Annotated in this window: 18 protein-coding genes and 1 pseudogene; 15 read left to right on the top strand and 4 right to left on the bottom strand. The window is 32.2% G+C overall.

Annotated elements, in window-relative coordinates:
• Positions 1 to 134 precede the first annotated feature (134 nt).
• The 7 genes from OF897_RS08170 to OF897_RS08200 all read left to right on the top strand — a co-directional run bounded on the left by OF897_RS08170 (position 135) and on the right by OF897_RS08200 (position 4,611).
• The gene (locus tag OF897_RS08170; protein WP_267265202.1) at positions 135 to 347 is read left to right on the top strand and encodes a hypothetical protein; all 213 of its coding nucleotides are present in this window, start codon (positions 135 to 137) and stop codon (positions 345 to 347) included.
• Between the two features lie 33 nt (positions 348 to 380).
• Positions 381 to 944, top strand: coding sequence for a hypothetical protein (locus tag OF897_RS08175; RefSeq protein ID WP_267265203.1), 564 nt, complete (start codon positions 381 to 383; stop codon positions 942 to 944).
• Positions 945 to 1,079: 135 nt separating this feature from the next.
• Positions 1,080 to 1,457: a hypothetical protein gene (locus OF897_RS08180; protein ID WP_267265204.1), complete on the top strand. Its 378-nt coding sequence runs from the start codon at positions 1,080 to 1,082 to the stop codon at positions 1,455 to 1,457.
• Positions 1,458 to 1,462: 5 nt separating this feature from the next.
• Positions 1,463 to 1,807 (top strand): hypothetical protein, encoded by a 345-nt coding sequence (locus OF897_RS08185; protein WP_267265205.1) that lies wholly within the window; start codon positions 1,463 to 1,465, stop codon positions 1,805 to 1,807.
• A gap of 498 nt (positions 1,808 to 2,305) precedes the next feature.
• Positions 2,306 to 2,470, top strand: a complete 165-nt coding sequence (locus tag OF897_RS08190) for a RidA family protein (RefSeq protein ID WP_267265206.1) — start codon at positions 2,306 to 2,308, stop codon at positions 2,468 to 2,470.
• A gap of 244 nt (positions 2,471 to 2,714) precedes the next feature.
• Positions 2,715 to 3,509, top strand: a complete 795-nt coding sequence (locus OF897_RS08195; protein ID WP_267265207.1) for an alpha/beta fold hydrolase — start codon at positions 2,715 to 2,717, stop codon at positions 3,507 to 3,509.
• On the top strand, positions 3,502 to 4,611 hold the full coding sequence (locus OF897_RS08200; protein ID WP_267265208.1) for a PAS domain-containing sensor histidine kinase: 1,110 nt from the start codon (positions 3,502 to 3,504) through the stop codon (positions 4,609 to 4,611). The genes OF897_RS08195 and OF897_RS08200 overlap by 8 nt, the downstream gene beginning before the upstream one ends.
• Positions 4,612 to 4,642: 31 nt before the next feature.
• On the opposite strand, the gene OF897_RS08205 is transcribed toward OF897_RS08200, so the two are convergent.
• The 3 genes from OF897_RS08205 to OF897_RS08215 form a co-directional block, all read right to left on the bottom strand.
• Complete coding sequence (locus OF897_RS08205; RefSeq protein WP_267265209.1) at positions 4,643 to 5,320, bottom strand: sensor histidine kinase; 678 nt, start codon at positions 5,318 to 5,320, stop codon at positions 4,643 to 4,645.
• Between the two features lie 204 nt (positions 5,321 to 5,524).
• Positions 5,525 to 6,124: a PAS domain-containing protein gene (locus OF897_RS08210; RefSeq protein WP_267265210.1), complete on the bottom strand. Its 600-nt coding sequence runs from the start codon at positions 6,122 to 6,124 to the stop codon at positions 5,525 to 5,527.
• A gap of 15 nt (positions 6,125 to 6,139) precedes the next feature.
• Positions 6,140 to 6,637, bottom strand: a complete 498-nt coding sequence (locus tag OF897_RS08215; RefSeq protein WP_267265211.1) for a PAS domain-containing protein — start codon at positions 6,635 to 6,637, stop codon at positions 6,140 to 6,142.
• Positions 6,638 to 7,504: 867 nt separating this feature from the next.
• Here OF897_RS08215 and OF897_RS08220 point away from each other — a divergent pair.
• The 4 genes from OF897_RS08220 (at position 7,505) to OF897_RS08235 (ending at position 9,512) form a co-directional block, all read left to right on the top strand.
• The gene (locus OF897_RS08220; RefSeq protein ID WP_267265212.1) at positions 7,505 to 7,666 is read left to right on the top strand and encodes a hypothetical protein; all 162 of its coding nucleotides are present in this window, start codon (positions 7,505 to 7,507) and stop codon (positions 7,664 to 7,666) included.
• 80 nt (positions 7,667 to 7,746) lie between these two features.
• Positions 7,747 to 7,953: a hypothetical protein gene (locus OF897_RS08225; protein WP_267265213.1), complete on the top strand. Its 207-nt coding sequence runs from the start codon at positions 7,747 to 7,749 to the stop codon at positions 7,951 to 7,953.
• A gap of 191 nt (positions 7,954 to 8,144) precedes the next feature.
• Complete coding sequence (locus tag OF897_RS08230; protein ID WP_267265214.1) at positions 8,145 to 8,384, top strand: hypothetical protein; 240 nt, start codon at positions 8,145 to 8,147, stop codon at positions 8,382 to 8,384.
• Between the two features lie 486 nt (positions 8,385 to 8,870).
• Positions 8,871 to 9,512 carry a hypothetical protein gene (locus OF897_RS08235; protein WP_267265215.1) on the top strand — a complete coding sequence of 214 codons (642 nt, stop codon included), beginning with the start codon at positions 8,871 to 8,873 and terminating at the stop codon, positions 9,510 to 9,512.
• 741 nt (positions 9,513 to 10,253) lie between these two features.
• On the opposite strand, the pseudogene OF897_RS08240 reads toward OF897_RS08235, so the two are convergent.
• A pseudogene (locus OF897_RS08240) lies at positions 10,254 to 11,173 on the bottom strand (IS1595 family transposase); the annotation flags it as partial.
• Between the two features lie 473 nt (positions 11,174 to 11,646).
• Here OF897_RS08240 and OF897_RS08245 point away from each other — a divergent pair.
• From OF897_RS08245 to OF897_RS08260, 4 genes are read left to right on the top strand one after another with little or no spacing between them, the layout of a single operon-like run.
• On the top strand, positions 11,647 to 12,579 hold the full coding sequence (locus OF897_RS08245; RefSeq protein ID WP_267265216.1) for a ring-cleaving dioxygenase: 933 nt from the start codon (positions 11,647 to 11,649) through the stop codon (positions 12,577 to 12,579).
• Between the two features lie 56 nt (positions 12,580 to 12,635).
• Positions 12,636 to 12,932 (top strand): GNAT family N-acetyltransferase, encoded by a 297-nt coding sequence (locus tag OF897_RS08250; RefSeq protein ID WP_267265217.1) that lies wholly within the window; start codon positions 12,636 to 12,638, stop codon positions 12,930 to 12,932.
• Between the two features lie 36 nt (positions 12,933 to 12,968).
• Entirely contained in the window at positions 12,969 to 13,922 is a 954-nt protein-coding gene (locus tag OF897_RS08255; RefSeq protein ID WP_267265218.1) for a VOC family protein, read from the top strand.
• A gap of 2 nt (positions 13,923 to 13,924) precedes the next feature.
• The gene (locus tag OF897_RS08260; RefSeq protein ID WP_267265219.1) at positions 13,925 to 14,545 is read left to right on the top strand and encodes an alpha/beta hydrolase; all 621 of its coding nucleotides are present in this window, start codon (positions 13,925 to 13,927) and stop codon (positions 14,543 to 14,545) included.
• Positions 14,546 to 14,592: the final 47 nt, after the last annotated feature.

A 14,592-nucleotide genomic window follows, 5' to 3' on the forward strand; every position in this document is an offset into this window, starting at 1 on the left:
ATAATTATGTAGAATATGTAATTGGTCAAGCGGTAGATGCCATTTTTGCCAAAGACTTATATGATGCCTAAAGTTCGGTTTAATGAGATAAAAGAAAGTGTTATAGAAAAAGACTTAGATAATTTTTTCAAAGATTGAAAGAAAGTCTGAAAATTACACTGAATAATCTTGAAAAGGTAGAATTATTTCAGTTCTTTTTCGTGGAAGATTTTGCTCCAAGCGATGATAATGAAGACCTTAAAGAAATATTTATTCTTATGTGGAATGTTTTTTTTCCTAATGAAAAATGGCTGGATGAAAATTACAAAGACATTTCTTTTGAAATAGATCATGGAAATTATCTTTAATGCACAAATATTTAGAAATAAATTAAAATAATTATGGGATACCATACAACAGATACTATTTTAGTAATAGAAAAAAGACTTACTAAAGATATTGTAAGTATAGTTGATGAAGTTATGCTGGAAAATAATTTCATAATAGATTATAACTATCAAAATTTTCACTTTGAAGATACAGATCCTCGTCCTGGTAGCGATACTGATGATGCAAAAACAATAATGGTGGAAACTTTGGAAGATGCTTTACAAACTTTAGAAGAATTCAAGAAACATCCTACAGGAGGGTCTTATAGTTATGACATGCATTGGGGATATAATGACCAAGGGCAGAAACTTGGTTATGATGTATTGATAGCCTATCTGTCTTTTGACTACAAAAATATAGAGGCTGTCATTTTTTATGTAAGGGAAGCTGTTTTTGAAATGGCACATGAAAAAGAACTGAAAAAAGTGTTTTATGAAATAAATAAACGTGTTAAAGTAATTGCTGCCACACAAACAACAAATTATTACCAGGAAGATTATCATGAAATTGATGTGATAGAAGATGTTCTGTCTGGAAATATTCATCAAAAATATCAGTATAAGTTTATAGAATAGATGTTTTATCATCTGAAATGAATTTTGTATCTATTGAAAAAAATAATCCTTATTCATATATTAGAACGATTCGCTTTCTCCATATAATAGAAGAAGGTGTTTTTTCCTATTTGAGTAAAAGCCATTCATTAAATTATGTATTTATTTTTAAACCTTAAACATCACGAAATATCGACAGACCCAGAAGCTGTTTTTTTGAAATCTGAAGAACTTTTAAATGTCAATGATTTTATTTCTTTTGGAGATCCTGTCATTTGTTTTGAAAAGAAGTTAAATGATCATGTAAATTATTACGTAATGCATGATGTTGTCATGTACAAAGGAAAGATAAAGAAATTTAAAGGAAAAACTGTCCTCTCAACCAAAAAAGACCTGATTGATTATATCAAAACCAACGACATAAGACCGGTAAGAATAATGCCTCAACAAAATCCTGATTTTGTCATTCAGATAACGGATGAGGAAAGTGCATTGTTCTTTTATAAACACAATCAAAATGATAATATAGAATAAAAGAGATGTATAAATTAACAAATAATGTAGATATAGAAATTATTATTGGTCAGCAATTGTCCGCAACTCCTAGATTGCTTCTCTATGATGTAGCAATTTATTTAACAACATGTAATAGTAGTAAAGAAATAACCGACGAAATATTAACAACTAATGGAAGCGATAGAGGCTGGTTATTTACAGAAGACAATGATACATTTAGATTTAATGCCCAAGATAATCTGCTTGCTTCTATTTGTATAGATTACAGTGAATTAGATAGATACCCCGATGGTATGTTTGATTTAGTAACTGAAGCAAAAAAAATAGTGGGTATTCCTAAACTAATTTATATTGTGCATGGCTTATAAAAAGTCCTGAACAATTTTTGGTAAACAAAATAGCTCCCATTGAAAATTACTCGGTTACTCCTCTTTTGAAGAAAAGTTTTTGGGATGTCTTTCAGTTTATAAACGAGGAGAGAATAGAGCTGATGAAAAAAGAAGATATGCATACATTTCAGGAATTACGGGCTTTATACAAAAAGATTAGTAGTAATAGTGAGAAGAATCTTGGATTGGAGATCTTAGCAGAGAAATTATTTGATTTTGCAGAGAATTTTTCCTCTCAAGAGCAAATGTTACACTTTCATTAGCATTTTAGAAGGTCAAAGAATCATTTCCTATTCAGTTAGGAAGATTAAAATTGTTTATTATATTTGAAAAAAACCGAACAATTACAAAAGGTAATCGAAAAACTTTTTACGAATTTCCGTAAAACGACAAAACACCATAAAAAATGTAAACTGCTTTGCAAAATCTGACCACCGTTCTTGATTGACCACTGATAATGTTTTTTAAATAACCATATTGATCGTTGACCACAATCAGGAAAAGCTTAAAATATGGACAGAAGAAATGCATAAGGTCTGGAAGAATAATCAGTTTCCGGCAAGTACGTTAATTCCGGTACCAGAGCTAGCGTTGGATGGAATGCTAATCGAGGTTAATGCCGTTGCGTTTAAAACGTTATAATGATGATCCAATGAGAATCACTTTAGAGTTGTTTTAAATGTAATCAATTTAAATGGTAATCATTTAATCTCTGTACAACAATACATTACACTATTGGTCGATAAATAATTGTTACAAAAATAATTGTGGATCTTTAGGCTTAATATTATTAGCTTATAACTCCAAAACCTTTGTCAACTTAAATTTTGTAACTATGGAATTGTATCAGAATTAAATGATTAAATTTGTCGAAATTACTGAGTTAATGGATGTCCTAAAAAGGAATAATGTTACAATAAAAGGTGTAGGAAAAGATGTGATTTTCTTTGCTCATGGTTTTGGTTGTGACCAAAACATGTGGCGCTACGTGGCACCTGCTTTTCAGGAAAAATATACGACTGTTCTTTTCGATCACGTAGGTGCGGGAAATTCAGATCTTTCAGCCTATTCATTTACAAAGTATGATCAACTTGAAGGTTATGCCGAAGATATTGTTGAAATTGCCAGAGAACTGAAGATTTCAAATGCAGTCTATATTGGGCATTCGGTCAGTGCAGTAATGGGCATCATGGCAGCAAAAATGGCACCTGAATTATTTGCAAAGCTTGTGCTGGTTGCTCCTTCGCCATCTTATATCAATGATGAAAATTATATCGGAGGTTTTAAAAGATCGGAGATTAATGAACTGCTTGATTCACTTAATGATAATCACTTAGGATGGTCTGCGTCAATAGCGCCGGTAATTATGGGCAATCCTGATAGAGTAGAGCTTGGGAAAGAATTGACCAACAGTTTTTGCAAAACTGATCCCGAGATTGCAAAACATTTTGCACGAACCACTTTTTTAACCGACAAACGGGATATTCTAAAGGATTCAAAAATTCCTGTACTCATTCTTCAATGTAGCCAAGATGTCATTGCCCCAGTTGAGGTGGGACATTATATGCACGAACAGATGGATGGAAGTCAATTGGTCATTTTGAATGCAACGGGACATTGTCCTAATCTGAGTGCACCTGAAGAAACCATTGCGGCAATTAAAGAATTTTTAAATGACTGATAAAATACCACCTGATCTTTCAGAGGATTTTGACGATTTTTTTGAATCTTCGTTATGTGGCTATGTCATCACTGATGGCAATGGAAAAATTACGAGGGTCAATCAATGTGCTGCTAAATGGCTGAATGGGAATCCGGAAGATTTTAAAGAAAGTCGCTTTTCAGATATTCTTGCTATAGGCAGTAAAATATATTTTGAAACCCATTTGTGGCCTTTGCTTCGAATACAAGGACAATTTGACGAAGTATCCATTGAATTGGCTGACACAGGAAATGGTAAATTTCCGGTTTTCATTAATGGATATGAAAAAAAAGATGAAAACAATAAACCAGTTTTTATACGTTTTACTTTATTTAAGGCTACCGACAGGCGTTTGTATGAGGAGAACTTTAAAATATCCAAAAAGCTTGCAGAAACAAACTTAAATATTGAAAAGGAACAGGCCGTCATTCGAGAACAATTTATAGCAGTACTGGGGCATGACCTCCGAAACCCTGTCGGCGCTGTAATAAGTGCAACACAGCTACTAGCAAGATCTGAAAGAAGTGAGCGCGACAGAAAGTTGATAAACATCGTTCATTCCAGCTCGAAAAGAATGTACGAAATGATCAACAATATTATGGATTTGGCTCGTGGCAGGTTAGGTGGAGGCATTTCAATTACTCCTGCTGTTGTCAATTTGGAGGAACTGCTCAAAGAAGTTACCAATGAACTAAAAATCTCCCACCCCGATAGAGTTATTAAATCTCATTATAATATCAGTAAAGCGATTGAGTGTGACCCTGGACGTATTTCACAACTAGTGTCCAACCTTATTGCTAATTCGATAACACACGGTTCTGTTGATGCTCCAATCCTGATTCACGCAGAGACCACTGACGTAAATTGGAAGATTTCGGTAACTAATACTGGTCAGAAAATCCCTGAAGAAATGTTACAGAATCTCTTTCATCCTTTTAAAAGAGGAGGTATAGAATCTAATCACAATGGCCTGGGACTCGGATTATATATTTCATCAGAAATAGCAAAAGCACATCGGGGTGTATTGTCAGTGACTTCAGATGAAGAACAAACCTGCTTTACTTTGCTGGTTTCAATCTAAAGAAACTGGTTTCTATACCATTATTATTGTATCAATTGATGGTCTTTACACCATCAATAGGTAAGATGATTGAGAATATGGTTCCTTCATTTTTGGTGCTTTTCACTTGAATAGTACCGTTGTGGAGCTCAATAATCTCTTTCGAAAGATAAAGTCCGATACCAAATCCTGCTATAAATCTGCTATTCAAATCTTTTACCCTGTAATAGCGATCAAATATTCGCTCCTGATCTTCTTCGGAAATTCCTATTCCCTTGTCTTGAATATGAATGATCAAATTGTTTTGATCCATTGTCAGATATTCTACAGTTATCGAAGTATCTGATGGAGAATACTTGATTGCATTTCCAATAAGATTGTGGAGTACCTGCGCTATCTTTTCACGATCTGCCAATATCATCGTCTGCCCTGATGATTTGAAAACAAAATGACGGGCAGGATTGGTTGACAGCACTTCATCTTCGATTTCTGAGAATAATACGTGGAAATCAAAAATTACTTTTTCCATATGCAATCGTCCGGAATCAAGTCTTGATACATTAAGGAAACCATTGATCATGCTGTTCATGTAATTCGTCTGCTTAAAACATTTTTCCAGAATGTTTTGCTGCTGAGGATTTTCTTCTTTTGCTGCAATTCGTTGTAAGATCTGAATGTAAGCTTGAAGTGATGTTAGTGGAGTTTTAAGTTCATGGCTGACCATGCCCATAAAATCATCTTTTCGTTCCTCCTCTTTTTTTTGTTGGGTTATATCTCTAAGGGTTCCATTAAGGCTTAACGGATTACTTTCTTTATCATAGAAAACTCTACTGTTTGCTTGTACCAGCCTGATTTTCTTATCTACTTGATTTTGGATTTTATACTCTATCGCGTAATGGCCATCAGAATCTTTGCTAAGTGCATGCGCTATTTCTCAAGTAACGTGATCTCGATCCTCAGGTAAAATTGCCGCTAATGCTACGGACAGGTCTATATTTTCGTCACAAGATAAGCCGAACCATGTTTTAAGAAGACTATTTCCGGAAAAGAGGTTGGTTGCAGGTTGGTAATAGAAGGTGGCAAGTTCTCCGGCATCGATGGCAAGCGCCAACATCTGCTGGTCATTTTCATTTTTCCTGCGTGCCAAAACCTGCTCAGTGATCTCTTCAAGAATGACAAGAACCCCTGAAATATTACCACGTTCATTAAATATTGGTTGGTATATGGAGTTGACTATAGCTTCCCTTAATCCACCGTTATGGCGTAATTTTACGGTGAATTCAGTATTGATCTTAGGTTTTCCATTTTGGTAAACTTCTCTAAGCCAGGTATTGACAGGCTGACCTTTCAATTCTGGGCGGGCATTCTCATGCGGATAGCCTATTACTTCAGATTCTTCACGCCCCCAAATCGTAAGAATGGCTGGATTGGCGATTTCAATAATACGTTCAGAACCTTTTAACATGGCAATTCCGACAGGAGCCTGTTCGATGATCGTACGAATATACTTTCTGCTTTCTGCCAGCTGCTGCATGGATATGTTGAGTTCTTAATTGGTAGATGTCAACTCTTCAAGTGTTGCAGCCATTTCCTCATTGAGTGCATGTTCCCGTTCTTCTTTTTGCCTGATTTGCTGCAAAAATTCCCGACGGGAGGTTACATTAAGTGCGGTATTGAGGATACACCAGGTTTTATGATCTTCATCAATCAGCGCTTTATATTCATAATCAAAATAATCAAGCGTTTCAATCCCATTTTTTATCAGTTTTGCTGGTGCCTCATGTACGGAATACGTTTGACCAGAGGGCCACACCTCCTGCAATAATTCTAAAAAGGGTTGTCCTTCAAGTTCAGGAATGGCTTCTATCAAAGGTTTGCCTATAACAGAAGAGTCTTTTCCCCAAAGTGTCAACATACCTTCATTGGCAAAACGTATGATCATATTTTCTCCCGAATAGATGGATGTAGGTGCAGGAGATGAAACTAAAGCCTGAATGATTAAATCAGGGCTGAAATTTTTATCGGGCAGATTTTCTTGGGTACTCATAGCTATTACAAAGATATACAAAGTCCTTCTATTGTTGTAATATTAGGGTAGATGAAATACTATAAATATTCGGGAATAATTAGTATAAGTATTGATACATACTTTAGGGTGAATGCAAATTTTTAGTGAAACTGTGTGTAATGACTCCAACCTAGATTTGAATTTTTACTGCTGCAAATGTAGAAAAGCATCCTGCACTCAAAAAAATAATGGCTACTATTATATTACCGAATCGAAAAAAGTACTACTTGTTTTACAATATTTTATTTTTAAAGTTGTAATCAGATGTTTTTAATTACATTATAACCTAAAAACAATTATCCTAAGTAAATAAAATGACGCTAATTGTCTTTAATTGGTGCCATTTGGCATTTGTGATCTTAACGAGCGTACCTTCAAAGACTTTTATTGATGATTTGGTTCCATTGAGTCAAATTAAGCAAGAATGGGCTATTAATAATTTTTTGTATTTATAAAGTTTTTTTGAAATTTAATTTTATGTATTTGGAATAATAGAAATTGACATTTTTAATCTTTAGTATATTTCGATTGTCTTCTACCTTTTTAAAGATTTTACGAAAAATATTTAATGTGTATGCAGTTAATAGGATTTATATAAAGATGGAATTTAGTACATTCAAGTATATCGTTGCTTAATTTATCTGATAATTATTTGTCGTCTTATTTCTTTAGCAAATATACGGTGTTTATGTTACTTGGAAATTAGCCTAGTTTAATTTTTTGCATTTTGATGAATATATTTTAGATAATAATATACTAGTTTATACCAAATTAATTAAACAACATCGCAAATTCAAAAGTAAGGATTTTCATAAATATTATATATATTCTAAAATTCAATTTATTATGAAATCATTAAAAGAATTCATTGCAGAAAATTTAGAACATTCGACTGTTATCCTCGTTCAAGAAAATACTGAAAATATTTCAGAAAATAAAAATCAAGAAACTGTTCAAGAAGCTGAGAATGTAAAGAATAAAAAAACTGAAAAAGATAACATTGATTAATTAGTTTTTTCTGAAAAAATTAATTTTCATTATGTACTAATTTTTTGTAATTTGAGCCATTAAAAATTTTATAAATATTTATGGCTGATATTGATATTCAAGAGATTATAAATTCATTAACTATAGTTAGTAATAAAAGAAATTATTGGTTTATTAGAACTCATGGAGGTGATTTTTATGAAACATTTCTTGACAACGATTATATTGCTATTGGATATGATGATATACGCTTATCTGCTATAAACAACGCTCACAATAATAAAAATCTACTAAAATCATTTCTATAAATGTTGAAAGAAAAGAAGATTTTCCTGCCTATGATGTATTTAGAACTTGGACAGAACTTTTAGATTTAACAGAAGAGTTTGGTAAAAGTGAAGATATAGATATTAATAAAAAAGATTTAAATCTGAAAATTAATGTTGAATCGCCTGGAACAATTGAATTCATTACATATTCAGTTGTAGGAGTAGTTGTTTTGGCTACTATTATTGTTGCTTTAATAGGAGCTGAGTTTGAATCAAATTTCAAATTGTTTGGAAGTTTTAAATTTAAAAGTGATGGTTTAATCCAAAAAATAAATAATTTTTTAGATAAAAATAAAGATCGTGAACTTAAAGAAAACTTATCTAAAAAATTAACCGAAATGGAAATTAATCCTGAAGAACTAGCAAATATTTTAAAACAGATTAATGGAAATTCTGATAAAGAAAATTAGAAAATACAACTCTTTTGTATTAGCATGTGGTATTCTTTATTTAATTCAAAGTTATACAATAGGTCAATTAAATATTGAATTCAACTACATAAAGATTGATTTTATATTTTTAAAAGAAATAATATTTTTAATAATTTCTTTTACTATATGTAAAATTGTACTTAAATAATTAAACATCAAAACCCTCTATTTTAGAGGGTTTTGCGTTTTTCAGCCTAGATAATTTTTATTATATTTGTATTATTAAAAATAAAAACCATTGCTAAAAAGGAATGTAAAATAAATCGTGCTAATTGCATTATTGCTAACCTAAACTACCACAACGAAGTTTTCGAACTTCATCTTTAAAAGCAAATAATGTATATAAGGTACGCCATTTTGGCGTGGCTTGTATCATTGCTTTTAAGGGTGTGGTAGCCCTTGGTTAACTTGGTACAATGTCCACGCTTTATTTTTTAAGCATTTATTAACCAAAACTACCACACAATGAAATTTGAATTATCTACATTCAAAACAGTAGCATCATGTTCTATATTGATGCTAACAAACTTCTCCGTATCAGGACAAACTAAATTTTCTTTTGATGACCAAACATTAAAAAAGTTTTATTATCAGACATTATTTCCAGTTGAGTATAAGCAAATAACTGATAATTCTGAAACAAGAAAAGCCTACATGATTTCGATTGATGAACAAATATCTATTTCATCGGATGAATTAAAAGGTTCATTTATTGTCATTTCAGACAAAATGGGTTTTCATGACAAAGATGTTACAGGGCATTTTCTTAAGTATGAACTATGTGAAGAAGTTATAAAATATTATGAACTCTCTGAAAGTCATGTACTATTGATAGAAAATGAAAATGCTAAGAAACTTTACATGATGTATTCAGATTTTCTTAAAAGTATGAATGAAGAAAAAGAAAAGATTAAAAAAGATGATGCAGAACTAAAAATGATAGATGGATTTATGCAATCAATGGGATATAAAACCTCTCAAATAGATGGAGCCATATATGTAAAAACTAAATATTATCGAATTTTATGTAACCTTTCAACGGTTGACGTTTTACAAAGAGACAAAGAATATTTGAAAAAAATTGATGGTTGGTTTGAACAGCCATAAGAAAACAAATCATTGCAACAATCCCTAAATTTGATAATTATGTAAGATTATATAGAATGCATAGAAATAGAATGTCTAAGGCAGATATTTTATCATGGACAATTCTAACAAAGTCTGCTAATCTTTTAAATAAAAAAGAAGTTGATTTAACAGATAAATATGGGGATTATTAGAATTGCAGAATGCAACAGAAAATTACCATAAATATTCATCTGAATTTATTGACTACCTAAGTGCTTCTACTAGAGTGTTGGGAATATAAAATTATTAAACAATTGTTTGATAAATCAATCGATTGATTGGTGTTTTTAAGTGTTAATGAATTTTAACATTTAATAGTAATTCACTAAAAACCTTCAATTTTTTTATTAAAATTGAAGGTAAATTACTGATTATAAAATTTTTAAAATTTAACAAAAATTTAACTTTTTCAAAAGGTAAAAAACCTGATTTTGACAAAACGGCCTGATACATACTTTATGAAAAAATTTAGTATTTTCAGGAAAATAGTTGCTAGAGCGAAGCAACTTTTCCGCAGTTTGTCTATTCAAGATTGTATTAGAATCAGTAATTTTTTAATTAATGAGTTTGGTTACAAAATCCTTGATTTGTTAGAAAAATTTTTCTAATAATTAAATAAGCCTGTCTATAATAGATGGGTTTATTTTTCTTATAAATAATATAACTATCAGCATTTAGAAAACATTAGTAAATCAAAAGTTAAACAACTTTATATAATTATTAAGCTATCAGTCGTTCATAAGTAATACCTTCCTCAAATGCACAATATAAAGCAAAATTAAATCGGTTACCTTCATCAAAATCTTTAGTATTATATCTAAAGGAAAATTCATCACAGTAAAGTTGAAGATGTTTTGGACTAACTGAATGATAAATACCGAGAATTCCTCGTTTTAGTAAACTCCAAAATCCTTCAATACTGTTAGTATGATAATTGTCTTTGACATATTGACCTTTAGTTTAGTATGAGGTATACTTTTATGTTCGTAATGTTTGTGTACTTGTGAATAACCTTTCCAACCATCACTAACCACAATAGAACCTCTTTTGACCATATTTTTAATAATCGTTGTAAGGGTTTTTCCTTTTGTGTTAGGAACAATTTCTGTAGATACTTTTCCATTACTAAGTAAGCCAAATACAACAGTTTTTGTTTTAGTACTTCTTCCCTGAGTATTTTCTACTCTTTTTTGCCATGATTTTTTATGATTTTTACCGCCTATATAAGTCTCATCAACTTGAGTGTCACCATTAAAACTTTTAACTTTTTCAGAACGTAGTGAATGTCTTATTCTTGAAAGCATGAACCATGCAGTTTTTTGAGTTACACCAATATCTCTTGCAAGTTGATGACTACTAATTCCTTTTTTGTGTGATGTAAAAATATAGATTGCATAAAACCATTTTCTAAGTGAGATTGCAGAGTTTTCAAACATAGTTCCAATTTTCACATTGAAATTTCTTCTACAATCTTTGCATTTATAAATACCATTGAATTCACCGTCTTTTTTTAATTTGTAATGATCTTCTCGTTCACTTGCACAATTAGTACATATTGGGTCACCATTCCAAAGCAATTCTTCGAGATATTCTCGACATTTTTGTTCTGTATTCAATGATTCCATCATATTAGTTATAGAATTCGTAGAATTATTAAAGCTAAGATCAATAAACTTTGTTACTCGGTGAATTATCATATTTTATTAGTATATATAAATTTAATAAAAAAGATCGAGGCTGAACAATGCTGGAGAACAAATTTTTATGATTTTTATCTTATTTTGTGTTTGATTTTCAGTTGGTTGTGGCTTATTATTTGATGATTCGAATATAAAAAACAGCATCAAAAGATTGATGCTGTTTACGTATTGAAATGTTGTTTAATTAATTTGGTATTAACTAGTATATTATTATCATATTTTATTTGAACACTTTAGAATTTCGTTCGCAGATTTCGATGAAAGGATGACCTTTCTGTTGTTTACATATTTAACTAAGTCCTAAAAAAATAGAGAAATATCATTTATTAAACTAGTTAAATGTGCAGGATTTTCCATCATCCTAAATTTGTCATATCAAAATCGAACAAATCAAATAATTAAAAATAGACAAAATGGAAAATAGAATATTAGGACTGCACCACATTACAGCGATTGCAGACAACGCAAAAAGAAATTTAGATTTTTATACTCAGCTTTTAGGGGTAAGATTAGTTAAGAAAACTGTCAACTTTGACGATCCGGGAACTTATCATTTTTATTTCGGAAACGAGGAAGGTACTCCGGGAACAATTCTCACTTTCTTTCCTTGGGAAGGCGTAGGAAAAGGTACAAACGGTTCCGGTTTGGCAACACATATCGGATATTCTGTTCCGAAAGGAAGTTTGGGATTCTGGAAAAACAGATTGCAACAATTCAATGTAAATGTTGAGGAAAGTGAAATTTTTGGAGAAAAATTAATCTCATTCCAAGACCCAGACGGTTTACAATTACAGTTCATCGAATCTTCAACACTAGACGATAGAAAAGTTTGGACAACCGATGATATTAAAGATGAAAATGCTTTGAAAGGTTTCTACAACATCACTTTAACCTTGAAAAAAGCAGACCCGACTATCAAAGTTTTAACTGATATTTTTGGATACGATTTACAAAAACAAGAAGGTGAAAGATATCGTTTTGAAACCGATGCGATTGAAACAGCAAATCTTGTTGATATTATTGAAAATGATAAAATCCCGGCAGGAAGAAATGCAGGAGGAACCAATCACCACGTTGCTTTCCGAGTGAAAGATGATAAAGTTTTAATGGAATTCCGTGAAAAAGTAATGTCTGCAGGATTGAACATCACTCCGAAAATCGACAGAGATTATTTCTACTCATTATACTTCCGTGAACCAGGTGGTGTTTTGTTTGAAATTGCAACAGACAATCCGGGTTTCACTGTAGATGAACCTTTGAATGAGTTAGGAACCAATTTAAAACTTCCAAAACAACACGAACCTTTACGCTCAAGAATCGAAGAAGTCTTGCCGAAGTTATCATAAGTCATCGCTTTCTTCTATTTAACAATCTAATTTAGCAACAAGAAAAAAATAATACAATGGAAAGAACAGAAGTAGTTTTAGGAAATGTGAAAGGCGAAATTCAGCTTTTCTCAGACGATAAAAAAGCAGGGAAAATGGATATTTCGGTTATCAAAAATAAGTTAACCGTTTATCACACCGAAGTTGATGAAGAATACGCAGGAAAAGGTTTTGCCAAATTGTTATTAAACAAACTGGTTTCCTACGCAAGAGAAAATGATTTGAAAATTGTACCGTTGTGTCCGTATGTTCACGCCCAATTCAAACGCAATCCGGAAGAATACAACGATATCTGGTTTAAAAAAGAAATCTAAAAACAAACAACTATAAACCAAACACCACCAACTAAAATGTCACTCATCACAGGACTTCATCACGTAACCGCTATCACAGGCGATTCACAAGAAAACATCGATTTTTACACTGGAATTTTAGGACTTCGGTTGGTGAAAACCACCGTCAATTTTGATTATTCCGAGGTTTATCACTTTTATTTCGGGGACGAATTCGGAACTCCGGGAACCATTATGACAACTTTTCCGTATGGAAAAGGTCTGGTGAACGGACGACACGGCAAAGGAATGCTGAATACCACCGCTTTTTCTGTTTCGATGGATGCGCTGGATTATTGGACGAACCGTTTGGAACATTTTAATATTCCTTTCAAACAGCCTCAGCAAAGATTTTCAGGTGAAGTTTTTATATATCTGGAAGATTTTGACGGATTGGGTTTGGAATTGGTTTTCAATGAAAAAGATGACAGGAGAGGTTATGATAACGGATTTATTCCTAAAGATTTTGCGATTAAAGGAATTCATCACGTCGAAATTTGGTTGGATGCTTACGAAAGAACTGGCGCATTATTGACGACTCAAATGAACCATAAATTAATTGCTGAAAGTTCTGACAGATTCAGATTTGCAACGGAAGATAAACCGGGAAAATATGTCGATTTGCTTTGTACATCAACAGCTTTGAAAGGTTTGGCAGGAAGAGGAACGATTCATCACATCGCTTTTGCAACTCCGAATGCCGAAACCCAACTTGAAATGATTGAAAAACTCAACCAATTCGGATTGGAACATACCGAAGTGAAAGACAGAAAATACTTCACTTCTGTATATTTCAAAGAACCGGGCGGTGTTTTATTTGAAATCGCAACTTCAGGTCCTGGCTTCGATGTGGATGAGGAATTGGCATCTTTGGGAGAACATTTGAGTTTACCGGCACAGTTTGAAGAGCAAAGAGAACATTTGGCGGAAGTTTTACCAGAATTTAATTATCCAACAGAAAAATACAGATAAAAATGAGTCATATTTTAGATATAAAAACAGGAGGGAAATTATTGAATGAAGCTGAAAAAGTTTTAATAATGATTCACGGAAGAGGTGGAAGTGCGCAGGATATTTTGAGCTTATCCCAACATTTGAATGTGGAAGATTATGCTTTGTTAGCACCACAAGCGACCAATGGAAGTTGGTACCCGCTATCCTTCATTGCACCGACAGAACAAAATGAACCTTGGTTGTCTTCTGCAATTGAAACGGTTGGAAAAACTGTTAAATCCGCTTTGGATGCCGGAATTAAAGCTGAAAATATTTACTTTTTCGGATTTTCACAGGGTGCGTGTTTGACTTTGGAATTTTTAGCGAGAAATGCTCAAAGATTTGGTGGAGCAGTGGCGATTATTGGTGGAGTGATTGGTGAAAAAATCAATCGTGAAAAATATAAAGGCGATTTTGCTCAAACTCCGATTTTCTTGGGAACGAGCAATCCAGATTTTCACGTTCCGATTGAAAGAGTGTATGCAACAGCCAATATTTTAAAGGAAATGAATGCGGATGTGACGGAAAAAGTGTACGCAAATTTCGGTCATTCTATCAATCAGGAAGAAATTGAATTGGCAAATTCCATTATTTTTAAATAAATTATAGCCACGAATACACAAATAAAAATAGAATATAATATTCGTGC

Origin of the sequence: Chryseobacterium formosum (assembly GCF_026460885.1) — a bacterium.
Classification (GTDB): Bacteria; Bacteroidota; Bacteroidia; order Flavobacteriales; family Weeksellaceae; genus Chryseobacterium; species Chryseobacterium formosus.